Annotated in this window: 18 protein-coding genes; 13 read left to right on the top strand and 5 right to left on the bottom strand. The window is 73.3% G+C overall.

The annotated features are described in order from the left end of the window. Window positions 1–13: 13 nt before the first annotated feature. The 7 genes from ACGFI1_RS16155 (at window position 14) to ACGFI1_RS16125 (ending at window position 12,135) form a co-directional block, all read left to right on the top strand. Window positions 14–730 (top strand): hypothetical protein, encoded by a 717-nt coding sequence (locus ACGFI1_RS16155; RefSeq protein ID WP_392785961.1) that lies wholly within the window; start codon window positions 14–16, stop codon window positions 728–730. A gap of 1 nt (window position 731) precedes the next feature. After that, a complete protein-coding gene (locus ACGFI1_RS16150) occupies window positions 732–2,003 on the top strand; it encodes an ABC1 kinase family protein (RefSeq protein ID WP_392785959.1) in 1,272 nt (423 codons plus the stop codon). A 335-nt stretch (window positions 2,004–2,338) separates the two neighbouring features. Then, window positions 2,339–3,319 (top strand): DUF1702 family protein, encoded by a 981-nt coding sequence (locus ACGFI1_RS16145; RefSeq protein WP_364550995.1) that lies wholly within the window; start codon window positions 2,339–2,341, stop codon window positions 3,317–3,319. Next, on the top strand, window positions 3,316–5,256 hold the full coding sequence (locus ACGFI1_RS16140) for an FG-GAP repeat domain-containing protein (RefSeq protein ID WP_392785957.1): 1,941 nt from the start codon (window positions 3,316–3,318) through the stop codon (window positions 5,254–5,256). The genes ACGFI1_RS16145 and ACGFI1_RS16140 overlap by 4 nt, the downstream gene beginning before the upstream one ends. Beyond that, window positions 5,253–6,293, top strand: coding sequence for an RnfABCDGE type electron transport complex subunit D (locus ACGFI1_RS16135; protein WP_387077589.1), 1,041 nt, complete (start codon window positions 5,253–5,255; stop codon window positions 6,291–6,293). The genes ACGFI1_RS16140 and ACGFI1_RS16135 overlap by 4 nt, the downstream gene beginning before the upstream one ends. Then, the gene (locus ACGFI1_RS16130; RefSeq protein ID WP_392785955.1) at window positions 6,290–11,710 is read left to right on the top strand and encodes an SDR family NAD(P)-dependent oxidoreductase; all 5,421 of its coding nucleotides are present in this window, start codon (window positions 6,290–6,292) and stop codon (window positions 11,708–11,710) included. Before ACGFI1_RS16135 ends, ACGFI1_RS16130 begins: the two co-directional genes overlap by 4 nt. Then, window positions 11,707–12,135 (top strand): acyl-CoA thioesterase, encoded by a 429-nt coding sequence (locus ACGFI1_RS16125; protein WP_386874664.1) that lies wholly within the window; start codon window positions 11,707–11,709, stop codon window positions 12,133–12,135. The genes ACGFI1_RS16130 and ACGFI1_RS16125 overlap by 4 nt, the downstream gene beginning before the upstream one ends. 1 nt (window position 12,136) lies before the next feature. On the opposite strand, the gene ACGFI1_RS16120 is transcribed toward ACGFI1_RS16125, so the two are convergent. Continuing rightward, window positions 12,137–12,475 (bottom strand): hypothetical protein, encoded by a 339-nt coding sequence (locus ACGFI1_RS16120; protein WP_392785953.1) that lies wholly within the window; start codon window positions 12,473–12,475, stop codon window positions 12,137–12,139. 48 nt (window positions 12,476–12,523) lie between these two features. Next, on the bottom strand, window positions 12,524–14,140 hold the full coding sequence (locus ACGFI1_RS16115) for an FAD-dependent monooxygenase (protein WP_392785951.1): 1,617 nt from the start codon (window positions 14,138–14,140) through the stop codon (window positions 12,524–12,526). Window positions 14,141–14,569: 429 nt separating this feature from the next. Here ACGFI1_RS16115 and ACGFI1_RS16110 point away from each other — a divergent pair, with 429 nt between their 5' ends. Continuing rightward, window positions 14,570–15,103, top strand: a complete 534-nt coding sequence (locus ACGFI1_RS16110; RefSeq protein WP_392785949.1) for a hypothetical protein — start codon at window positions 14,570–14,572, stop codon at window positions 15,101–15,103. A 96-nt stretch (window positions 15,104–15,199) separates the two neighbouring features. Here the strand turns inward: ACGFI1_RS16110 and ACGFI1_RS16105 are convergent, their stop codons facing one another. The 3 genes from ACGFI1_RS16105 to ACGFI1_RS16095 form a co-directional block, all read right to left on the bottom strand. Beyond that, complete coding sequence (locus ACGFI1_RS16105) at window positions 15,200–16,156, bottom strand: glycoside hydrolase family 16 protein (protein ID WP_392785947.1); 957 nt, start codon at window positions 16,154–16,156, stop codon at window positions 15,200–15,202. A 155-nt stretch (window positions 16,157–16,311) separates the two neighbouring features. Next, complete coding sequence (locus ACGFI1_RS16100; protein ID WP_386874669.1) at window positions 16,312–16,986, bottom strand: response regulator; 675 nt, start codon at window positions 16,984–16,986, stop codon at window positions 16,312–16,314. Next, on the bottom strand, window positions 16,983–18,278 hold the full coding sequence (locus tag ACGFI1_RS16095; RefSeq protein WP_392785945.1) for a sensor histidine kinase: 1,296 nt from the start codon (window positions 18,276–18,278) through the stop codon (window positions 16,983–16,985). The genes ACGFI1_RS16100 and ACGFI1_RS16095 overlap by 4 nt, the downstream gene beginning before the upstream one ends. 97 nt (window positions 18,279–18,375) lie before the next feature. Here ACGFI1_RS16095 and ACGFI1_RS16090 point away from each other — a divergent pair, with 97 nt between their 5' ends. The 5 genes from ACGFI1_RS16090 (at window position 18,376) to ACGFI1_RS16070 (ending at window position 22,567) form a co-directional block, all read left to right on the top strand. Then, window positions 18,376–19,473 carry a hypothetical protein gene (locus ACGFI1_RS16090; protein WP_392785943.1) on the top strand — a complete coding sequence of 366 codons (1,098 nt, stop codon included), beginning with the start codon at window positions 18,376–18,378 and terminating at the stop codon, window positions 19,471–19,473. A gap of 194 nt (window positions 19,474–19,667) precedes the next feature. Then, entirely contained in the window at window positions 19,668–20,198 is a 531-nt protein-coding gene (locus tag ACGFI1_RS16085) for a hypothetical protein (RefSeq protein WP_392785942.1), read from the top strand. Between the two features lie 155 nt (window positions 20,199–20,353). Continuing rightward, a complete protein-coding gene (locus tag ACGFI1_RS16080; RefSeq protein WP_392785941.1) occupies window positions 20,354–20,842 on the top strand; it encodes a GNAT family N-acetyltransferase in 489 nt (162 codons plus the stop codon). 105 nt (window positions 20,843–20,947) lie between these two features. After that, window positions 20,948–21,238, top strand: a complete 291-nt coding sequence (locus ACGFI1_RS16075; protein ID WP_392785939.1) for a hypothetical protein — start codon at window positions 20,948–20,950, stop codon at window positions 21,236–21,238. Between the two features lie 639 nt (window positions 21,239–21,877). Further along, window positions 21,878–22,567: a tyrosine-type recombinase/integrase gene (locus ACGFI1_RS16070; RefSeq protein WP_392785937.1), complete on the top strand. Its 690-nt coding sequence runs from the start codon at window positions 21,878–21,880 to the stop codon at window positions 22,565–22,567. The last annotated feature ends 136 nt before the right edge of the window (window positions 22,568–22,703 follow it).

Raw genomic sequence — 22,703 nt, 5'->3', positions numbered from 1 at the left:
CGGCCCCGAACCGGTGGCCCCGCAGCCCGCCAACCTGGCGGCCGACGGGCTCACCAGCTTCGCGTTCGCGGTCGAGGCGGAGTCCGGGCACCGGCCGGTGCGGTACCTGATCGCCCGCCGGCTCGGCGCCGGGACGGCCCGCACCTGCCTGGTGGTGACCGCGCCCGGTCCGCTGGCCGGCACCTACCTGTGGATCGCGGAGGACGCCGCCCGCGGCACCTGCGAGGTCTGGACGCGCTCGGCGACGATGCCGCGCTCCGTGCGGATCGCGGAGCGGCAGCTGTTCGGCTGCCTGCCGCTCGCCGAGGTCGGCTACCTCGACATCATGACCTGGCGCTATCCGGGGCTCGGCGCGTCCCCGCAGGACCGCCGGGCCGAACTGCCCTGGAGCCGGTGGCGGTCCGCGGAGACCCGCTCCTACCTGGGCCCGGCCACGACGCCGGGGCTGCGGGTCACCGAGGCGACCGACCCCGCGACCGGCCGGGTCGTGGCGCGCGAGGTCGACCGGCGCGGCGCCACCGAGCGCCGCTGGGAGATCGTCGAGCCGGGCGGGCCCGGTCCGGACGCCGGCCTGCCGGTGCGCATCCGCGCGCACCGCGGCGACACCGGCGCCACCACCGAGTACCGCCGGGACGGCGGCCCGGTGCCGGTGCCGCCGGAGGCGTTCGACGGCGGGCCCGAGCCGCTCCGGCACGCGCTGCGGCGGCTCCTTCCCGCACGGGCGGGCTGAGGTGGGCCGCGGCGGGGGGCCGGCAGTCCGGCGACCGGCCGCCCGTTTCGTACGCATCGTCGCCCTCGGCGCGCCGGCGCTGGTCCGGCTGGCGGTCATCGGCGCGCGCCACCGCGGCGGTGCCCGCGCCGACCGGTCGGCGGCCGAGGTCGCCCGGCTGCTGGAGCGCCTCGGCGGCACGTTCGTCAAGGCGGGCCAGCTGCTCGGCACCCGCACCGACCTGGTCGGGACGCGGCTGGCGGCGGCGCTCGGACGGCTGCACGACGACATCGAGCCCGCGTCGGCCGCCGCCGTGCTGGCGGAGGCGCGGGCGGGGCTCGGCGCGCTGCCCGGCCCGCTGGCCGAGGCGCTCGCCCGGCCGCCGGTGGCGGGCGGTTCGATCGCCGCGGTCTACCGCGCGGAGCTGGACGGCCGGGTGCTGGCGGTGAAGGTCCGCAGGCCCGGGGTGCGGGAGGCCGTCGCCGGCGACCTGGCGATCCTGGACCGGCTGGCGCGCGCCGCCGTCCGGCTGCCCGCGCTGCGCAGGCTGCCGCTGGTGGAGATGGTCGGGCAGCTGGGCGCGCTGCTGCTCGCCCAGGTCGACTTCGAGGCGGAGGCGGCGAACCTGCGGCGGCTGCGCGACGCCCTGGACGGGACGCCGGGCGTCCTGGTGCCGGAACCGGTCGCCGAGCTGTGCGGCGGCGGCGTCATCACCATGGAGTACGTGCCGGGGCTGGACCGCGCCGCGGCGGCCGCGCTGCCCGCCGAGACCCGGCGGGCGCAGACCACCGCGCTCGTGCGGGCGGTGTACCGGCTGCTGTTCGTCGAGGGGCTGGTCCACATCGACCTGCACCACGGCAACGTCTACTTCAGGGCGGACGGCTCGGTGGTGCTGCTGGACGCGGGGCTCGTCTTCCGGATGAGCGACGCGGCCCGGCGCGACCTCACCGACTTCTTCGCCGCCATGGCCAGGGGCGACGGGGCGGGCTGCGCGGCGATCCTGCTGTCGACGGTGCGCGGCGCCGCCCCGGACGCCGACCTGGCCGGGTTCCGGTCGCGGGTCGCGGCGCTGGTGGCGCGCAACGCCGGCGCGCCGGCCGGGGAGTTCCGCCTGTCGGCGTTCTGCTACGAGCTCTTCGCGCTGCAGCGCGACTGCCGGCTGCACGCCGAACCGGAGTTCGCCCTTCCGATGCTGAGCCTGCTCTCGCTGGAGGGAACCGTCCAGGCGAACCATCCCGGACTCGATTTCCAATTGGAGGCCGCTCCCTACGCATGGGAGGGATTAATCCGCTGACCTCCGGCGTGCCGTCCGGCTGTGTTCGACAGTTGTCGGAACGGCCGCTGAAAACTTGATGACGTAACTGGACGGGGCGTTGGCGTGCCGGCCGGATGTGCTTTTTCGGGATGTCCGGTGCCGGGTGCCGCGTCGGCCGAGGGGAGGGCGAATCCGTGTCGCCCGGCCCCTGGGAACGTGTGTTCGGCCAGCGTACGCGGCCGTTCGCTTCGGCATGCCCGGCCTTCTCCGCCGAGAAAAATGATCATCGTGTCAATAACTGGAAGGTAAAAAGTATCTAACCTTGACTGCCAGAGTCGAGGAGCTTAGTTTCGGCACTGACCTTCATTCAGGGAGTGCGCGTGAATTATGCGAAAAGGCCGCCGTCCCATCCCGTATACCAGCGATTGCTGGCACTCGACGGGGATTCCATCGCGCTCGAAAAGATGGGGCACATTCCATTCCGGCCGATGGACGGCGCGGGCCTGCAGGACGTGGTCGACTCCTTCGCCGCCGGCTACAACGCCGCCCTCGCCCGGCGCTCCGGCCCGCTCGACCTCGCGGACGTCCCGCACCCCATGCGCGGTTTCGCCTACGAGGGCGCGGCCATGAGCCGCACGCTCCTCGACCTCGTGACCCTGACCGGCGGCCGGCGGCTGGCCGGGCTGCTCGCCGGGCCGGGCCGCCGCTACTTCCACCTGATCACCGTCGGCGCGGGCTGGGCGTTCGCCCGGCTGCGCGTGCGGCCCTGGCGCGGGATAGGCGGCGCGCCCGCGCCGCAGCGCTGGCTGGCCTGGGACGGCTGGGGCTTCCACCAGGCGTACTTCCACCCCGGCCGGGTGTTCGGCGAGAAGTGGATCGAGCGGGCCGCGCGCGGCGCCGCCCGGCCCGTCCGCGACCAGGGCGCCGGCCGCGCGCTGTGGTTCCACGCGGGCGCCGACCCCGAGCGCGTCGCGCGCACCGTCGCGGGCTTCCCCGCCGAGCGGCGCCCCGACCTGTGGGCGGGCGTCGGCCTCGCCGCCGCCTACACCGGCGTCCGCACCCCCGATGAGCTGGCGGTCCTGGGGGAGGCCGCCGCGGAGCACCGCGCCCACCTCGCGCAGGGCGCGGCGTTCGCCGCCAAGGCGCACCTGCTGTCTGGCCGCGTCCCCGAACGCAGCGAGGCCGCGGTGGCCGTGCTGTGCGGCACCGGCTCCGGCGAGGCCGCGGGCTGGACCGACGCCCGCCTCGTCCAGGCCGCCCGGTACGGCGACGGCATCGCCGCCTACCAGCACTGGCGCGCCGGGGTCCGCGCCGAATGGGCCGCCCGCGACCGCAGCGGCGGGGTGGTCGCGTGATCTCCCTGCTGCGCTCCCGGCTGGTGCAGATCTGCTCCCTCGCCCTGATCCTGGCGGCCTGGCAGCTCGCGGGCCTCCCCGGCGCCTCCGGCACCGAGAAGGCGCGGCTGGCGCAGCCGTTCGCCTTCGACCGGGCCGCGCTGAACGGCACCGAGATGCCGCGCCAGGTCCGCGCGGTCGCCCCCGCCTACCGGCACATCCGGCACTGGATCTCCGCCGTCGGCGCCGCCGTGGCGTTCGCCGACATCGACGGCAACGGACGTCCCGACGACGTCTGCCTGGTCGACCCCCGCGACGACTCGGTGCGGCTGCTCCCCGCTCCCGGCACCGGGGCGCGGATGGCGCCGCGGACGCTCGTCCCCGCCGGGCTGCCCTTCGACGCGACGATGGCGCCGACCGTCTGCACCCCCGGCGACTTCAACGAGGACGGCCGCACCGACGTGATGGTCTCCTACTGGGGCCGCTCGCCCGTGCTGTTCCTGCGCACCGCGGCCGCGCTCGGCGACCCCGCCGCCTTCCGCCCGCAGGAGCTCGTCTCGCCCCGCCAGGTGTGGAGCACCGACGCGGTGTCGGTCGCGGACGTGGACGGCGACGGCCACGACGACGTGATCGTGGGCAACTACTTCCCGGACGGCGCACGCGTGCTGGACACGGGCGCGCGCCAGTCGCAGCTGGTCATGCAGCGGTCGATGTCGGCCGCCTACAACGGCGGCACGAACCGGGTCCTGCTGTGGCGCGCCGGGCAGGGCGGGGACCGCCCGTCCGCCTCGTTCACCGACGTGCCGGACCCGTTCTCCGGCCCCGTCGCGCACGGCTGGACGCTGGCGACCGGCACGCAGGACCTCGACGGCGACGGGCTCCCGGAGGTCTACCTCGCCAACGACTTCGGCCCCGACCGGCTGCTGCGCAACCGCTCCACGCCCGGACACGTGCGGTTCCGCGTCGAGACGGGCGTCCGGCACCTGACCACCCCGAAGTCGAAGGTGCTCGGCAAGGACTCCTTCAAGGGCATGGGGGTGGCCTTCTCCGACCTGAACCGCGACGGCGTCCCCGACCTCGTCGTCTCCAACATCACCGAGACGTACGGGCTGCTGGAGAGCAACTTCGTCTGGATGAGCCGCGACAAGAAGATCTTCGACGGCGGCAAGGCGGCCTACGACGACCACAGCGAACCGCTCGGCCTGTCCCGGTCGGGCTGGGGCTGGGACGTCAAGGTCGGCGACTTCGCCGGGGACGGCGACCCCGAGATCGTCCAGGCGACCGGGTTCATCAAGGGCCGCACGGACCGCTGGCCCCAGCTGCAGGAACTCGCCATGACCAACGACGACCTGCTGACGAACCCCGGCGCGTGGCCGCACTTCAAGCCCGGCGAGGACGACGTCTCCGGCGGCGACCAGGACCCGTTCTTCGTGCGCGGGACCGACGGCCGCTACCACGACGTCGCCGAGCGGCTCGGCCTGAACGACGACAGCGTGGGACGCGCGATCGGCCTGGCCGACATCGACCACGACGGCCGGCTCGACTTCGCCGTCGCCAACCAGTGGGGCCAGTCCTACCTGTACCGCAACACCCGGACCGGCCGCCCGCCCTACCTCGGGCTGCGGCTGGTGGAGCCCGCCGGCGGCTGCGCCGCGGGCAGGACCGCCGGGCGGGCCGCCGCCGGCGCTCCGACCACGCCGGCGATCGGCGCCGCGGCCGTGCTCGGCGACGGCGCGCGGGGGACGCGCACCGGCCAGGTCTACCCCGCCAACGGGCACGGCGGCTATTCGGCGGCGGAGCTGCTGTTCGGGCTGGTCCCCGGCAGCTCCGCCGTATCCACCACGCTGACCTGGCGCGACGCCTGCGGTACGCGGCACACCGGCGAGGTCCGGCTGGCGCCCGGCTGGCACACCCTGCGGCTCGACGCCGCCGGCACGATTCAGGAGGTGACCCGGTGAACCCCGCCACCACCGCGCCCTCGGCCGCCCCGGCGGCCGGCCGCGCCAAGGACCCGCGCGTCATCGCGCTGCGCCGGTTCGCGCTGTCGATCACGGTGTTCACGATCCTCGGGCACACCGTCCTCGGCTTCGAACAGGCGTACGCGACGCCGCTCGCCGCGCTCGCCGCGGCCTATGTGCTGGAGATCGGCCTGGAGACGCTGGACGCCTGGGCGACGGGGCGTCCGCGCAAGTTCGCCGCGAACGCCAGGTCGGTGGCGGAGTTCCTGCTGCCCGCGCACATCACGGCGCTCGCCTGCGCGATGCTGCTGTACCCCAACAGCCGCCTGTGGCCGGTCGTGCTGGCCGTGACGGTCGGCATCACGTCCAAGTACCTGATCCGCGTGCGGGTCGGCGGGCGCGTCCGGCACGTGATGAACCCGTCCAACCTCGGCATCGCCGTGGTCCTCGTGCTGTTCCCGTGGGTCGGCATCGCGCCGCCCTACCAGTTCACCGAGTGGGTCGCGGGCCCGGTCGACTGGCTGATCCCGGCGCTGATCCTGGCCTCGGGGACGATGCTCAACGCGATGCTCACCAAGAAGATGCCGCTGATCCTGGCGTGGGTGGGCGGGTTCGCCCTCCAGGCGCTGGTGCGGACCTGGATCGAGGGCACCGCGACGCCCAGCGCCCTGCTCGCGATGACCGGCGTCGCGTTCGTGCTGTTCACCAACTACATGATCACCGACCCGGGGACGACGCCGTTCCGGCCGCGCGGGCAGATCTACTTCGGGCTGGCCACGGCCGGCGCGTACGGCGTGCTGGTCGCCTTCCACGTCGTCTACGGGCTGTTCTTCGCGCTGGTCGCGGTGTGCGGGCTCCGCGCGATCGGGCTCGCGGCGCTGTCGCTGCGGAACCGCCGGTCCGCGTCCGGGACGGGGGAGCCGGGCGCCGGATCCGGGCCCGCCGCGTCGCAGCCCGCCGCCCGTCCGGCCGGGGCGAAACCCGCCGCCCCGGCGGCCGGGACCGTGCGGCTGACGACCGCCGAGGAGACGCGATGACCGCGGCGCGCCCCGCCGCGCCCGCCATCGCGATCGTGGGGGCGGGCTGCCGGTACCCCGACGCCGCCGGGCCCGCCCGCATGTGGGAGATGGTCGTGGCCGGACGGCGCGCGTTCCGCCCGCTGCCGCCCGAGCGGCTGAACCTGGCCGACTACGCGGGCGACGGCCCCGACTCCACCTACGTCCGGCACGCGGCGGTCCTGGAGGACTGGTCCTTCGACCGGGCCCGCCACCGGGTGCCCGCCGCCGCCTACCGCGCCGCCGACCCGACCCACTGGCTGGCGCTGGAGGTGGCCGCCGAGACGCTGGCGTCCGCCGGCTTCCCCGACGCCTCCGGGCTGGACGGCGACCGCGCCGGGGTCATCCTCGGCGACACGCTGACCGGCGAGTTCAGCCGCGCCGCGCTGCTGCGGATGCGGTGGCCCTACGTCCGGCGGACCGTCCAGGACGCGCTCGCCGCCACCCTCGAACTGCCCGCGGACGCGGTGGGGGAGCTGCTGGCCCGGCTGGAGCACGGCTTCAAGGAGCCGTTCCCGGAGCCGACCGACGAGAGCCTGGTCGGCGGCCTCGCCAACGCCATCGCCGGGCGGGTGTGCAACCACTTCGACCTGCGCGGCGGCGGCTACACCGTGGACGGCGCCTGCTCGTCCTCGCTGCTGGCCGTGACGGCGGCGTGCACGGCGCTGTGCGACGGCGACCTGGACTTCGCGCTCGCGGGCGGCGTGGACCTCAGCCTCGACCCGTTCGAGCTGGTCGGGTTCGCGCGGCTGGGCGCCCTCGCGACCGACCGGATGCGCGTCTACGACGCCGACCCGACCGGGTTCCTGCCGGGCGAGGGCTGCGGCATGGTCGCGCTGATGCGCGCCGACGACGCCGCGGCCGCGGGCCGGACCCCGCTCGCGCTGATCCGCGGCTGGGGGATCTCCTCCGACGGGAGCGGCGGCCTCACCCGCCCCGAACGGGACGGGCAGCTGCTGGCCATGCGCCGCGCCTACGCCCGGGCCGGGATCGACCCCGCGACCGTCACCCTGTTCGAGGGGCACGGCACCGGCACCGCCGTCGGCGACCGCGCCGAACTGGCCGCCCTCACCGAACTCCTCGCCGGACGCACCGGCCCGCCCGCCGTGCTCGGCTCGGTCAAGGCCAACATCGGGCACACCAAGGCCGCCGCCGGGGCCGCCGGGCTGATCAAGGCGGCGCTCGCGCTGCACCACCGGGTGCTGCCGCCGACCGTCGGCTGCGAGCAGCAACACGAACTGCTCCGCCGCCCCGGCGCGCCGCTGCAGGTGCTCGCCGAGGCCGCGCCCTGGCCGGACGCCCCCGTCCGCGCCGCCGTCAGCGCCATGGGCTTCGGCGGCATCAACACCCACCTGGTGCTGGAGGCCGCCGATTCCGTCGGCGGCGCGCCCCGGGAGCTGACCGTCCGGGAACGGCGGCTCGCGCGGCGCGCCCCCGACGCCGAGGTGTTCGCCTTCGCCGCCGACACCCCCGCCGACCTCGCCTCGACCCTGCGGCGCGTCGCCGCCCGCGCGGCCCGGATGTCGGCGGCCGAGCACCTCGACCTGGCCGCCGCGCTCGCCGAGAACTCCGCGCACGCGGGCGCGCCGGTCCGCGCGGCGATCGTCGCCCGCGACCCGGCGCAACTCGCCGACCGGGCCCGGGCGGCGGCACGCCACGCCGATGCGGCGGGACGTCCCGGAACGCCGGTCGCGCCTGGGGTCTACCTGGGCACGGGACCGGCGGCACGAGTCGGCCTGCTCTTCCCCGGCCAGGGCGCCCCCGTCCACCCGGACGCCGGGGCGCTGGCCCTCCTCATGCCCGACCTGGCGACGACCGCCCCTGTTCGTCCCACCGCGTCCGGCGGGTCCGATACGGCGCTGGTGCAGCCCGCCGTGCTGCGGGCTTCGCTCACCGGGCTCGCGCTGCTCGACCGGCTCGGCGTCGTCGCGGCCGCTGCCGCCGGGCACAGCCTCGGCGAGATCACCGCGCTCTGCTGGGCGGGCGCGCTGACCCCGGAGCGGGCGCGCGAGCTGGTCGCCGCGCGCGGCCGGATCATGGCCGGCACCGGGACGTCCGGCACCGGCATGGTCACCGTCGCCGCGCCGCCGGACGCGGTCCGCGACCTCATCGCCGGGACCGGCCTCGCCATCGCCGCCGACAACGGCGCCGCGCAGGTCGTCGGGGGCTCGCGCGCCGACCTCGCCGAGCTGCTGCGGCGGGCGGGCGCGGCGGGCGTCACGGCCCAGCGGCTGGAGGTCAGCCACGCCTTCCACACAGCCGCCGTCGCCGCCGCGGCCGGGCCCTTGGCGGACGTGCTGCGCGGCATCCCCGTCGGGCCGCCCCGGCGGCGGGTCCACTCGACCGTCACCGGGACCGTCCTCACCGGCCGCGACGACCTGCGCGCCCTGCTGGTGCGGCAGATCACCGAGCCGGTCCGGTTCCGGGAGGCGCTCGACGGCCTCGCCGCCGACTGCGACCTCATCGTCGAGTGCGGGCCCGGGCACATGCTCACCGCCCTCGCCCAGACCGCCCCCGGCGGCGTGCCGGCGCTCCCGCTCGACGTCGGCGCCGCGTCCGCCGCGCCCGCCGCCGCGGTCATCGCCGCGCTGTTCGCCGCGGGCGCCGCGGGCGGCCTCAAGCCGCTGTTCGCCGACCGCTTCCACCGCCCGTTCGCCCTGGACCGCGAGCCGGTGTTCCTGTCGAGCCCGTGCGAGACGGCCCCCGACCTTCCGGCGCCGCCGGCGAAGCCCGCCGCCGTGCCCGAGCCCGTCGCGGAGCCCGCCGAGGCCGTCGCGTCCGACCCCCTGACCGTGGTCCGCGACCTGGTCTCCGCCGCGCTGGAACTGCCCGCCGACGCCATCGGAGACGACGACGGCCTGCTCCAGGACCTGCACCTGAACTCGCTGCGCGTCACCCAGCTCGCCTCGCTCGCCGCCGAGCGGTGCGGCCGCGCGGTGACCGCCGCCCCGCCGCCGCTGGCGGGGATGACCGTCACCGAGCTGGCGGCGGCGATCGAGGCGCTCCCGCGGGCCGCCGACCCGGACGCGCCCGGCGGACCGCCCACCGGCGTCGCCGAATGGCACCGCGTGCTGGCCGCCGGCACCCGCCCGGCCGTCCTGCCGGAGACGCGGTGGGACGGCGGCTGGCACGTGCGCGGCACCGGGCCGCTGCGCGCGCTCGTCGAGCCGCTGCTGGTGCACGGCTCCGGACCGTCCGTCCAGACGGTGTTCTTCCTGCCCGCCGACCCCGGCGACGAGGTGATCGGCGACCTGCTGTCGGCCGCCGCCGAGGCCGTGCGCGCGGCGGAACCCCTGACGATCGTCGACCACGGCGACACCGCCGCCGGCCTCCTCGGCGCCCTGGCCGCCGAGCATCCCGACCGCGACCTGCGCCGGATCGCCGCCCCCGAGTCGAGCCCCCGCGCGGTGCTCGCGGCGGCGGTGACCGCCTCCTGGACCGGCGCCGCCGAACTGGCCGTCACCCCGGACGGGCGCATCGGCGAACCCGTCCACCACCCCGTCCGGCTGGACGAGGCGGGCCCGCCCCTCGCCCCCGGCGACGTCCTGCTGGTGACGGGCGGCGGGCGCGGCATCGGGCTGGAGACGGCGGCGTACCTGTCCGGCCGCTGGAACGTTCGCCTGGCGCTGATCGGCCGGGCCCGCCCCGGCGACGACCCCGAACTCGCCGCGAACCTCGCCCGCCTGGAGGCCGCCGGCGCGACCGTCCGCTACGAGTCCGCCGACGTCACCGACCCGGCGGCGCTGCGGGCCGCCGTCGGCCGGCTCACCGAGGCCCTCGGCCCGGTCCGCGGCGTGGTGCACGCCAGCGGCGTCAACCGTCCCGCCCGGTTCACCGACCTCGGCCCCGCCGACTTCGCCGCGCACGCCGCGCCCAAGCACCACGGGCTGCGCGCGCTGCTGGCCGCCCTGGACCCGGCCGGGCTGCGGCTGCTGCTCACCTTCGGCTCGGTGATCGGCCGGTTCGGCCTGGCGGGGGAGGCCCACTACGCCCTCGCGAACGGGCGGCTGCGGGAGTACGCCCGCCTGCTGGCGGAAGAACTGCCCGGCTGCCGGGTCCGCAACATCGACTGGACGGCCTGGAGCGGCACCGGCATGGGCGAGCGGCTCGACGTCCTCGCCGCCCTGGAACGCACCGGCGTGGTGCCGCTGCCCACCGCGTCCGGCGTCCTGCTCGCCGCGCGGATCGCCGAGTCGGAACGGGCACCCGCCACCGTCCTCGCGACCGGCCGCCTGCCCCAGCTGGACACGCCGTCCGGCGCCCCGTGGCGGGTGCGGACCCACACGCCCGGCATCGAGCTGATCGCCGAGACCGACCTGGACCTCCCGGACCGGCCCTGGCTGGACGACCACCGCATCGACGGCCTCGCCGTCCTGCCCGCGGTCGCCGCGCTGGAACTGATGGCGCGGGCCGCCGCCGTCCTCACCGGCGAGGAGCACACCGCCGTCGCCGACGCGAACTTCGACCGCCCGATCGTCGTCCCGGACGAAGGCTCCCGCACCGTGCGGATCTGCGCCCTCACCCTGGAGGACGGCGGCGTCCGCGTCGCGCTCCGCACCGACGAGACCGGATTCGCGGCCGACCACTTCACCGCGACCGTCGTCCCGGCCGGCATCCCGCCCAAGGTCGAACCCGTCGCCACCGAACCGGAACCGCACGACGGCCGGGCCCTGTACGGATCGCTGTTCTTCCACGGCCCGCGCTTCCAGCGCCTCGTCCGCTACACGCGGCTGGCCGCCACCGGCTGCACCGCCGAGTTGTCGGCCTCCCCGCCCCAGGACGACCTCTTGGGCGACACCATCCGCAACGATGCGTCGATCCACGTCCTCCAGGCGTGCGTGCCTCACCGGCGCCTCCTCCCGATCGGCTGCGACCGGTTCGCCGTGCACGGCCCCGGCGAGGGCACCCTCACCCTGGACGCGGTGGAACGCGCCCACCACGGCCCCGACTACACCTACGACGTCGTCCTGCGCGACGAGACAGGGCGTCCCGTGCTGAGCTGGACGGGCCTGCGCCTGCGTGACGTGGGCCCGGTCCGCTTCGCCGACGGCCTCCCGCCGGTCCTCGTCGAGCCGTACCTGCGCCGCAACCTGGCCGCCCTGATGCCCGCCGCCGAGGAGATCACCATCGTCCGGGACGACGGCGCCGGACCGCCCGTCCCGTGGACCGACCAGGCCGTCCACCTCGCGAAACTGACCGACGAACCCGAGGACCTCGTCCTGCGCCGCCTCCGCGCCGTGCGCGCCTGCCTGCCCGGCGACGTCACCGTCCAGGAGGTCTACGAGGACGGCTGGGTCACCCTCCGGGCGGGCGGGCGCCCCGTCGTCTCCGCACTGCTCACCATCGCCGGCCACCGCACCCCGCTGGCGGTCGCCGCCGCACCCCGGACGGAGAGATGAACCCCTACTACGAATACGAGCACCGGGTGACCTTCGCCGAGACCAACGTCGTCGGCAACGTCTACTTCACCGCGCACCTGACCTGGCAGGGCGCCTGCCGCGAACTGTTCCTGGCCGACCGGGCCCCCGGCGTCCTTCAGCGCCTGCGCGACGACCTCGCCCTGGTGACCGTCTCCTGCTCCTGCGACTACGTCACCGAACTCCACGCCCTCGACCGCATCTCGGTGCGGATGAGCCTCGCCGGAATCGAGGACAACCGCATCACCATGGCGTTCGGCTACTACCGCACAGGCGCGGGCCCCGCCCTCCTCGCCGCCCGGGGCCGCCAGACGATCGCCTGCATGACCCGGACCCCGGACGGCCTGCATCCCACCGAAGTCCCAGAGGAATTCGCCGAAGCCCTACGCCCCTACGCTTCCCAATAGTTCACGCCTGGGAAAGCGCGTAGAGAATGAACAGGACGCAACAGACAGTCACCGCGCCCATGCCGACGAAGTAGACGCCCGCCTTGCGCCGCCGTCCGACCACCGCCGCAACGAGACCGGCGACCGGCGCGAGCGCGGCACCTCCGAGCCCGGCCCAGAGCAGCACCACAGCGGCCGACCTTCCGACGACATTGCCCGAAGCTTCGTCGACCAGGGCTAGGCCAATCGCGATGGCCAGGGGAAAGGCGAGCCACCACGAGGTCATGCCGACCACCACCCAGGACACGGTCCGGGCGCTGCCAGTGCGTGGCCCGGCATGCGAGGGGTCAGCGGTCGACATGCCCGCATCCTAAGCGCCCCACAACCGCCGGCCTCTCTGCGGACGACCTCAGCGGAACAGAAGCCTGCCCATGACGTCCTCGATCGTGCTGCGGGGATCGTCGTCCGGCCCGTCCGTCCGCCAGCCGATCACACGGTCGGGTCTCACCAGCACTGCCCCACGCGACCCGACCCCGTAGACGTCCGCGAACCGCCCTTCCTTGTCGACGAGCGGACCAGTAGCGGCAACGCAATGGGCCTCCAGCGGGACACCCCAAGCCGCGGCCACCGAAGCGGCGGCATCACACCACTCCCGGCCCTCCGCCCCCGCGAGCAGGACGAACCCGCCCCCGAAAAGATCGAGCGTCGAGACAGCGACCCCGTCCCGTTCGAGCGACAGATGCGGCGCCCGCGTACCGGCCCGTCCCGTCGGAACCCGAGGATCCTCCAGCGGCGCCCCCTCCGCAGCAGGCTCGACGACCCCCTCCGACCGGTAAACCGCGCCCAACTCGATGGACGCATCATCGAGCGTCTCCGCCAAATCGTCCTTCGGAAGGGAGGAATCCACCCTCAGCACGTACCGGGTGTACGCCTGCTCGACGGTCAACTGACAGACCGGCCTGCGCTCGGCGTCATAGGTGTCCAGGAGCCGCTCTCCAGCCGCCCCTCCATGCACCATGGCCAACTTCCAAGCGAGATTGTGCGCGTCGGCGATCCCTGTATTGCCGCCGAACCCGCCCGTCGGCGGCATGACGTGCGCGGCGTCCCCGACGAGCAGGACCCGCCGATCCCGGAACCGCTCGGCCGCGGCGGCCGCCGCACTCCACCTCTGCACATTGTCGATCTCGACGGGGAACTCGGCCCCGGCGCCGAGCGCCGTCCGCACAAGATCCGCGCACCGGGCGGCATCCACGTGTTCTCCGACATCGCTGTCCCGGGAGCCGTCCGGTCCGAAAGTGGCGAAGACGGCGAGAAACCCGGAGTCACCGCCAATTGCAAACCGGAAGAACCCCAGCAGTTCAGGGTGGTTGACGTACACCACGCTCAGGTTGCGCTCCCCGAGCATCTCCCGGACGTCGGCCTTGAAGTAGATGGTGACGCAGTCGGCGAACCCGCCACGCCCCACCATGTCGATCCCCAGCCGCTCTCGCACGGCACTGTGCGCACCATCGGCCGCGACGAGATACTCCGACCGAACGGTTCGTTCCGTTCCACGGTCACGTGACCGTATGACGGACGTGACGCCCTCATCATCTTGCTCGAAGCCGACAAGCTCAGTACCGAAGCAGTGCTCGGCCCCCAGCTCCCGCGCCCGGTCCCGCAGCAGCGGCTCCAGCCCGATCTGGGTGATGAACAGCCGCGAGGTCGGACTGAGCCCCTCGACTCCGTCGTTGTACGACCGGTAGAAGTACTGCAGCTCCTTACCGCTCAGACTCTCGACGGCGATGATCGCCCCGTTCTGAACGAACTCCCGCTCGGCCGCGTCATCGACGGCCTCCTGCATGCCGACGCTGCGGAAGACCTCCATCGTTCCCTGGTGGAACGAGGCCGCCCTGGGGTGGATCGCCGTCCCCCGGTGCTGCTCGACCAGCATGTGCGGCACGCCGCGCGCCGCCAGCAGCAGCGAGGTGGTCAGCCCGACAAGGCTGCCTCCCGCGATGAGAACCGGAACCTCGTGATCGGCCATGGGGATTCCATCCCTCCCGTCGCCGGCGTGGGGTGGGAGCCCTGCTCTCCGGCTGAGACCAGTCATCGCCCTGCCGCGTTTCCAGGATCGTACACCTGTCCGTACAGCGGACAAGGTCATCCGCCAACCCACCCCGACCACACCCACCGGTGGGTCGATTGACGACGCCCCGGGCGGGGCCCCCGTGGGGCGCGCTCACCCGCGCACTGAAGCCGGACGCCTCATGGACCACAGCGGCCCTCTCCGGTCTGGCCTTCGACGTCCTCTGCGGCTGGTCTTCGACGCCTGGTACCGACGAAGAGTCTTCAAACAAGAAGATGTGCGGCGCGGCCATCGCAGATGATCAGCAAACCATTCTGGACGCCATGGCCTAATTGCGATATGTCAGAGTATGATCACCCGGCGGATCCCGGGTTCAGGGAGCATTCGATGACACATCGGAAAGCGGCCGTCCGCGGCCTTCTTCTCATCGCGACCGCGATGCTGGGCGCCGCGGCATGCGGCGGCGGATCGGACGACGGCGAGGCCGACGCCACCCCGGCCGCGACGCGGCCCGCGCCGCCGAGCCCGGCGGAGACGACCGAGCCGCCCGAGACCGATCCCGGCGCCGAGCCCGGCATCCGCGGCGCCCGCGCCGCGCTCCAGGCGTTCCTGCGGGGGCAGGCGGCGGGCGACACGTCCGTGTGCCGGTACGTGGCCAAGGACAGCGACTTCTTGAACGGCCCCGCGCTGAGAGGCGACTGCCGCAAAGGCGTGAAGGACACCCCCCACCTGCTGCGGCCCCGGGAACGGCTCGCGCTGCGCCGGGTCCTGGCCACCGGCGGCAAGATCACCAAGCGCGACGAGGCGGTGCTGCCCTTCTCCGGGCTGCGCTGGACGGACGGCCACCTGACGGAGTCGGCGCTCCAGCCCGAGTTCGTCCTGCGCCGCGACGGCGAGGGGATGTGGCAGATCGTCCGCTGACGCCCCGGCGGGCCGGCCTCCCGGAGACCCCGTGCCCGGAAGACCGTGCCCGCCCGCCGGCCTTCGCCGCGTCCCCCCGCCCCGGGGGCGCCGGGATCAGGCGTCGTACATGCGGATCCAGTCGATCTCGAGTGTCGCGTTGCGGCCGGTGTCGATGCCGGGCGCGGTCAGCTTCTTCAGCTCGGGCATCCAGTCGAGCTGGATCGCCTGGCCCATCGCGCGCGGGGGCTGCACGTCCTGCCTGGTGGTGTGGAAGTGGCGGCGCCCGTCCACATACCCGTTGATCTCCTTGGGGGTCCACTCGAGCGCGAACGTGTGCCACTCGGTGAGGTCGACGTCGGCCCGGCCGTCCAGACGGCCCGAGTTGCCCTCCCGGCCCTTCTGCTCCGACCCCTTCCGCTGGTCGAAGTGGAGGAAGAAGTTGGCGCCCTTCCGGAGCCCGTCGTCCCCGTAGGTCTCCATGTAGTCGATCTCGCCGCCGCCGCCCTCCGGCGCGGTGCCGCCGCCGCCGTTGACGGGCCACATCAGCACGTTCGCGTTGTAGCAGGCGCACGCGCGGTTCATCCGCAGCCGCGCCTCCCAGCGGCCGTACTTGCGGTCGCCGTTGCGCCAGCCGAGCCCGCCGGTCGTCCCGTCCGGCGTGCCGGTGATCAGCAGCGCCCCGTTCTGCACGGTGACCGCCTCGGGGCTGCGCCGCCCCTTGCCGGCGTGCCCCTCGCCGTCGTACAGCTCCCACGCCTCCCGGTCGAGGCGGCCGTTGAACTCGTCGTGCGCCAGCGGACGCCCCCAGCCGTACCGCTGCGCCGCCGTCGCCGCGCCGCCGGTCTTTTCGGCGGTGCGGTCGGCCTCCGCGGCGGCGCGGGGGGTCTCCCGAGCGCTCCGGGGGGCCTTGGAGGGACCCGGCCCCCCGGCGGGAACCGGGTGGAACTCGGCCGCCGCGCCCGTGCGGCCGATGTCGGCGGAGCTCTCGTGCAGGGCGGCGAACGCCGAGACCCCGACCGTCACCGCCGTGACCGTCACGACGACGGCGCGTCTACGGAATGAGAAGGACACGGTTCAACCTCCGCACCGGACGAATTGTGCCGACAGCCGATTCAGCCGTTCCGCACTCCACTAATTCGTCCGAAACCTACTCGGCCGCGCCACGGGGCCCTAGGGCCCTACGGCCCTAGCGGCGGGACGGGGGGACCTCAATAACGCGCCGCAGGTCAGTCCCGCGGCGGCATTCCGAGCCAGGTCACGATGGCCGTGGAGCGGTTGGGTGCGCCGAGCTTGGCGTAAAGCCGGTTGATGTAATTCTTGACGGTCTTCTCGGTGAGAAATAGCTTGGCGGCGATCACCGAGTTCGGATGTCCCTGGGTGATCAGATCCATGACCTCGGCCTCGCGTTCGGAAAGCCCGAACCGCCGGCGCTGCTCGGCCGGGTCGGCCGCCGCGGGCGCGGCCCCCGGGTCGGTCCGCGCGGCGTCGATCAGTGCGGCCGACGCCGCCTGGGAAAGGGGGTGGGCCCGATGCCTCGCGGTGTCCAGCACCGCCGCGGCCAGCTCCTCCGGGGTGAAGGTGTTGTGCACCAGGTAGCCCACCGCCCCGTTCCGGACGGCCGCCAGCACCACCTCGGGGTCCTCGACCTGGGTGAGCATGATGACCCGGCTGATCGCGCTCAGCGCGGCCGAGGCGGAGATCCCGTCGACGTGCGGCATCCGGACGTCCAGCAGGATCACGTCCGGGGCCAGCTCGCGCGCCAGCTCCACGGCCTCGCGGCCGTCCCCCGCCTCGCCCACGACCTCGATCTCGCCGGACGCGTCCAGCGCCAGCGTGAGCCCGGAGCGGATGAACGGGTTGTCGTCCACCACCAGCACCCGGCACCGCACACCCGCGTTCATTCGCTTCCCTCCATCGGCGCCTTCCCGCTCGCGGCCGGGGTCCTCCCCGCCGTCCCGTCCCATGCCGCCCCGCCGTCGGCCGGCCCGGCGGGGAACCGGACGGTGATGCTCGTGCCGCCGCCCGGGACCGAGTCGACGATGAGCTCCCCTCCGCCGCGCCGGGCCCGCTCGTGCATGCCGAGGAGGCCGTAGTGTCCGCCGCCGGCGAGCTCGTCCAGCCAGCCCGCCCTGCCGGGGCGTCCGGGCATGCCGCGGCCGTCGTCGCGCACCACCGCCCGGACGCCGTCCGGCCCGCCGGACACGGTGAGCTCCACGACCGAGGCATCGGCGTGCCGGCGGACGTTCTCCAGCGCCTCCGAGATGATCGCCACGGTCTCGTGCCGGGGATGCAGCGGCAGGTCGGCGCCCTCCTGGATGCGCGTGACCACCCGCAGCCCCGTCGCCCGGCCCCACTCCGCCGCGAGCTCGGCGGCCACGACGTGCAGCGGGCGCTGCACGGTGCCGGACCGCAGCTCGGAGATGAGCGAGCGCGCCTGCCGGGTGGCGATCTGCGCGGCGGTGGCGATGCGCTGGGCCTCCTTCTCCGCCCGCTCCGGAGACCTGCGCACGAAGGCGGGGAGGCTGCTCGCCGCCAGCGCGATCCCGGACAGGGTGCCGCTCAGCGAATCATGCATCTCCCGGGCGAGCCGGGAGCGCTCCTCGGCGGCCATGGCCAGCGCCTCCGAGCGCCAGAGCGCCTCCTCCGCCGCGGCCTGCTCGTCGAACAGCCGCCGGATCACGGCGCCGACCAGGGCGCCGATCCCGTAGAAGGCGGGCATCGCGAGCAGCAGCGGGAGCGTCGTGCTGTGCCGGATGCCGTCCGTCCCGTCGCCCTGGAAGAGCGCCACGTAGTACAGCACGGCCTGCTGGAGGCACAGCGCCACCGTCGTCGGCCACCGGTACAGCAGCCCGGCCAGGCCGGCCGCGATCACCGTGACCAGGAAGTACGGGCCGAGGATGCCGCCGGCCTCCAGCACCGCGTAGCCCACGAGGACATCGCAGGCCAGCAGGGCCGGCTGCGCGTACAGCCGGGAGACCACCTGCTCCCAGCCGAGCAGCATCAGCCCGGAGAGCAGCGCCACCCCCGCCAGCACGCCCAGCGCCCAGAAGTCGCCCCGGACCTGCCGGTCGATGAGCACCGTCACCCCGACGACCAGCACCCGCACCTGGATGAGCAGCACGAACGCCGTGCCGATGCGGGATTCGGCGGATCCGCGCAGCGACCCGGGAGCGTGCTTGGCGAGATCGGACATCGGCGGCCCTCCGCGAGTTCGTACCGTCGGCCCGGAACCGGAAGCGCAGGCGTTTGCAAAGGGAACACTAGCCACATCTCCAATGGAGGTCGCTACGATGCCCACGACCAACAGTATTTCAACGCAAGAAGGGGCAAAAGTGCCAGGCCGCAGGGCGGTCCCGCAGCCTGACGGCGTCCGTGACGCCGCCGGGTTCATCGCCTTGATGCGCGCGCTTCAGCGCTGGTCGGGACTCAGCCTCGCGGAACTCGAAGCCAGGATGGGCTCCGCGCCCGTGCTCCTTCCGGAAGGTCTGGCCGGAATGCTCGGCGGAAGCAAGCTTCCGCGACGGGAAGTTGTGTCGGCATTCATCAGCGCTTGCGGATGCGTGCCCGAAGTGCAGGCCGATTGGATGCGCGCGTACGCGAGGATCAGCGGGACGGCACCGGCGTCTTCCCCGGAGGCCGCCTTCACCCCGCCTCCCTCGCAGGAGGCGCCACCGGAAGAACCGGAAAAGCGAACGCGCCCCCGCCACCGGAAGCCGGGAGGAAAGCGCCGCCATAAGCGGACGCGCCGTTCGCTGTCCCCGCTGGCGGCCGCCCCGGCGTTCGTCACCGTCGCGGTCATCGCGGTGGCCATGCTGACCGGGTCGGGCGACGACTCCGGCAAGGCCGACGGCGGGCACGGCGGGAAACGGCCGACCGCGGCCCCGCCGGGCACGGGCTGGTACGCGGTCCAGCCGGAAACGGCCACGTCGGTCGGCGACTGCCTGGCGATCTTCCCCGACGACCAGTTCGCACCGACCCTTTCCCAGGATCAGTGCGACGAGGAGGACGCGCTGCAGCGGTTCTGGCTGGAACCCGATTCCGGCGGCATCTACGTGATCAAGGCCTACACGGTCAAAGAGCAGCTCTGGTGCCTCACGCTGGACGCCCCCAGCGACGGCGCACGCCTCCACCTGAAGGCGTGCGACAAGGCCAGCAAGTGGCAGAGGTTCGCCCTGCAGGCGGCCGAACCGCCCAGTTCCGGCAAGCCCGGCGACGGCACCTCGCAACCCGTGCCCCTCTTTGAACTGCGGCCGGGCGAGACCCGCGAGAAGGAAATGTGCGTGGGGATCGACTCCTCGCATTCGGGCACCGTCCAGGCGGTCCACACCGCATGCTCGAAGTCGGCGGTCTGGGGATACAACTTCATCCAGACCGTGGCGCCCGCATAGCGCCACGTCCAAGCCTTCACTCACAATTCCTCTACATCCCTCACGGGTAAACAGCTGCGCCCTTGCGTAGGGTCCCCCGATCAGAATAAAGAAGCCCTAGGGCCCTGACTCCAGACCGTTTCACCTCGCTACCTTCACTGAAGCCAACGGCGGCCGGCAAAGAAAGGCCCCGATCCTTCAGAAAGGCTTCAGCGATGAAGAAGACGAACGCCCTGGTCGCGACGGGCGCACTGGGACTCACCCTGGCCGGCGGCGCGGTGGTCGCCGGCCTCACGTCCGAACCGGCCAAGCCCGCGTCCCCCGTCGCCGGCACCGGCACGCAGTCCCTCCCGGGCGGGTCGCTTCCGGGGCAGTCCCTCTCGCAGCAGTCCGCCGCGAAGGTGGTCAAGAAGTCCGACTACGGCCCCTGGAGCAGCCACTTCGCCAACACGAGGCTGAAGTGCCGGACGTACGCCAGCGCCGGCACCTCCGGCGGCCGCGTCTGGCACTACGGCAAGATCGAGTGCAACAAGAGGGTCGCGGTGATCGACGTCTACTCGGGCATCAACTGGGGGCGGCCGTCGGTCTCCAAGAAGGTCTGCAAGGACACCAAGACCTGCGCGGTCGAGGGCTGGGTGAAGAACCCGTCCGGCAAGCAGTCCTGGTCGGTGACCACCACCGGCGGTGTCGGAACGCTCCTGCTCTCGGGCAACCGACTCTCCGCCCACGTCACGTTCCGCGCCTAGCCCCCCGCCCAACGCGCGAACCCGCCGGCGCCCAGACCGCCCCCCGGGCCTGGGCGCCGGCGGCCATGAACGCCCTTGATCGTGCCCTGAGGACGCCCAGCGTTAGCGTTCAGCCGGGCCCGCGCTGGGTCACCGAAGATTGAGAGGTAGTGCTCATGGCCGACATCACGGTCTCGCTGACCGTCCGCGACCTGACGCATGACGATCTTCCCTCATGCTCTTGGTCCGGGTCGGCCACCCACCTGGTGAGCATGGCCAAGGCCCTGGACCGGGCCGCACGTGGCGAGGTGGACTATCTCGCCGTCTGCCCGCCGTCCGGTCTTCCGGTAGCGGTCGGCGGAGTCGACTACGCGAAGACGGCCGGTGCGGGAACCCTCTGGCAGTTGGCCGTTCATGAGGCGCTGCGGTCGTGCGGGATCGGCACCATCCTTATTCAGGCTGCCGAGCAGCGAATCCGTTCCCGCGGCCTGGACCGCGCCGAACTCGGCGTAGAGGAGACTAACCCGCGGGCCCGCGCGTTGTATGAGCGGCTCGGCTACGTCGCCTATGGGAGCGCAACCGAGTCGTGGGACGTGGATGGTCCGGACGGAACCACCCTCAGGTACGAGGCGGTGTGCACGCTAATGCGCAAGCAGTTGCCGTAGCCCGGCTGGCCGTCCAGGACGCCGTTCATACGCTGACGCGGCTTCTACGGTGCGCTGAATTACGTCGTCCGCGAGAAACAGTCCGCGTCTACGCCAAGATGAGCCATGATCGACTACCAGGTCCAGGAGTTCGGGAAGGTCATAGCGCGGGGCAGTCATGGGATAGACATCTTCTGGCTCGATGACGTGGATGTGAGCCGCATCCCGATGCTCCGGCATTTGCTGCCCTATGCCGACACGATGTTCAATCATTCGCAGGCGGCGGCACTGATCGAAGAGCTGGATGCGCTACCAGCGCACAGCCGCCTGGTCCCGGAGATCCGAGACGACCTCAAGCGCCTGTGTGGGATCGCGGAGGCACGCGGCCACCGCCAGCTCTGGTTCTTGGGAGACTGAGAGCAGCGGCGCGACCCCGTGGCGGCCGTTGGGGGCGGGGCCGGCGGACGTGGCGCGATGCGCGGTCCGGCGCGGCCGTCCGGTGACCGGCGCCCACGCCGCACGCTCCGGGCGGCCTGGCGCGGGGCCGCCTCTTGACTCCGGCCTTCCCGACTCCATGGCGCGCGAGGTTTCGGCAGTCACGTGGTACACGCTGGCCTGCGCGTACATGGACGAGAAGTGGCCGAAGCTTGCGGCCAAGGGGCGAGTCTCGCTCGTGGAGGGCCTCACCGCGGTGACCCCCGTCCTGGTTAAGAACACGCGCGGCATGCCCGACCCGGCGGTGATGCGGCGGGCGCTGCGTAACTGGGCGTTCAACCCTCCTCGTCGCGACACCGAAAAGCCGGAGGAGATCGCGGCGGCGCTGCGCTGGATGGCAAAGGCGTCCGTTCCGGTGTCGGCGCTGGAGCAATCCCGGCTGATCACAAAAGCGCTGGACGCCTGCGCGACCAACCTGAACGGCAAGCCTTCAAAGCCGGAGTACTACCGGCGTCGCCGGCGCGCGGCTTCTACGGGGCGCTCAAGTACGCCGTCCGCGAGAACCAGCTTTCGGCAAATCCCCTCGACGGGGCCAGCGATCGCGACTGGAAACCGCCCGAAGTGGTCCACGCGGTCGACCGGCGGCGCGTCCCCAACCCGAAGCAAGTCGGCGCGCTCCTGGAGGCTGTCCGCAACGTCGGCAAGACGCAGGGGCCTCGCCTCGTCGCCGTCTTCGGCTGCATGTACTACGGGATGCTCCGGCCGTCTGAAGCGGTCAACGTCCGTAATGATGACTGCACCTTGCCCGCGTCCGGCTGGGGCCTGCTGGAGGTCCGCGAGGTGAAGTCGGCGGCCGGTAAGCAGTGGACGGACGATGGCGACGTTCATGAGACACGCGGGCTCAAGGGGCGACCGGTCGACACGGTTCGTCCCGTCCCGATCCCGCCGGAACTGGTCGAGTTGCTCGGCGCGCACCTGGACGAGTACGGCGCCGGGCCGGACGGCCGGCTGTTCCGCACCTACAAGGACGGCGTCTATCAACCCTCCACGCTGTGGCGGGTCCTAGACGTGGCGCGCGGTAACCGAACTCGCGGAGGCACGGCGGCACAGGCCAAGACTGCGCTGGCGCGCAAGCCGTACGACTTCCGGCACGCGGGGGTCTCCTGGCGGCTCAACTCGGGCGTACTGGCTACCCAGGTCGCCGAGTGGGCCGGTCACAGTGTGGAGGTCCTGCAACGGATCTACGCGCACTGCCTCGACGGTGAAGACGGCTTGTGGTTCGAACGGATGGAGGCGGCGCTACGCCGCTAACCTGGGCCCCGGTTCCGTACCGGGGCTCATTGCTGGGGGCGACCTCTGGCAGATGACCTCAACCGCGTTCCGCGTTGTTCCGGAGACCGTGCCGATCGGCGGCCTTCGCTGGCACATGGCCGCATACGCAACAAAC

Source organism: Actinomadura geliboluensis (assembly GCF_043197915.1).
Taxonomy (GTDB): Bacteria; Actinomycetota; Actinomycetes; order Streptosporangiales; family Streptosporangiaceae; genus Spirillospora; species Spirillospora geliboluensis.
The sequence above is the reverse complement of the archived record's forward strand: the minus strand, read 5'-3'. Positions and strand labels throughout refer to the sequence as shown.

Coding starts and splice junctions, on each gene's coding strand:
- ACGFI1_RS16090 (WP_392785943.1), top strand. CDS start 18,376: ATGCCCACGACCAACAGTATTTCAACGCAAGAAGGGGCAAAAGTGCCA.
- ACGFI1_RS16115 (WP_392785951.1), bottom strand. CDS start 14,140: ATGGCCGATCACGAGGTTCCGGTTCTCATCGCGGGAGGCAGCCTTGTC.
- ACGFI1_RS16085 (WP_392785942.1), top strand. CDS start 19,668: ATGAAGAAGACGAACGCCCTGGTCGCGACGGGCGCACTGGGACTCACC.
- ACGFI1_RS16095 (WP_392785945.1), bottom strand. CDS start 18,278: ATGTCCGATCTCGCCAAGCACGCTCCCGGGTCGCTGCGCGGATCCGCC.
- ACGFI1_RS16100 (WP_386874669.1), bottom strand. CDS start 16,986: ATGAACGCGGGTGTGCGGTGCCGGGTGCTGGTGGTGGACGACAACCCG.
- ACGFI1_RS16125 (WP_386874664.1), top strand. CDS start 11,707: ATGAACCCCTACTACGAATACGAGCACCGGGTGACCTTCGCCGAGACC.
- ACGFI1_RS16075 (WP_392785939.1), top strand. CDS start 20,948: ATGATCGACTACCAGGTCCAGGAGTTCGGGAAGGTCATAGCGCGGGGC.
- ACGFI1_RS16110 (WP_392785949.1), top strand. CDS start 14,570: ATGACACATCGGAAAGCGGCCGTCCGCGGCCTTCTTCTCATCGCGACC.
- ACGFI1_RS16120 (WP_392785953.1), bottom strand. CDS start 12,475: ATGTCGACCGCTGACCCCTCGCATGCCGGGCCACGCACTGGCAGCGCC.
- ACGFI1_RS16080 (WP_392785941.1), top strand. CDS start 20,354: ATGGCCGACATCACGGTCTCGCTGACCGTCCGCGACCTGACGCATGAC.
- ACGFI1_RS16130 (WP_392785955.1), top strand. CDS start 6,290: ATGACCGCGGCGCGCCCCGCCGCGCCCGCCATCGCGATCGTGGGGGCG.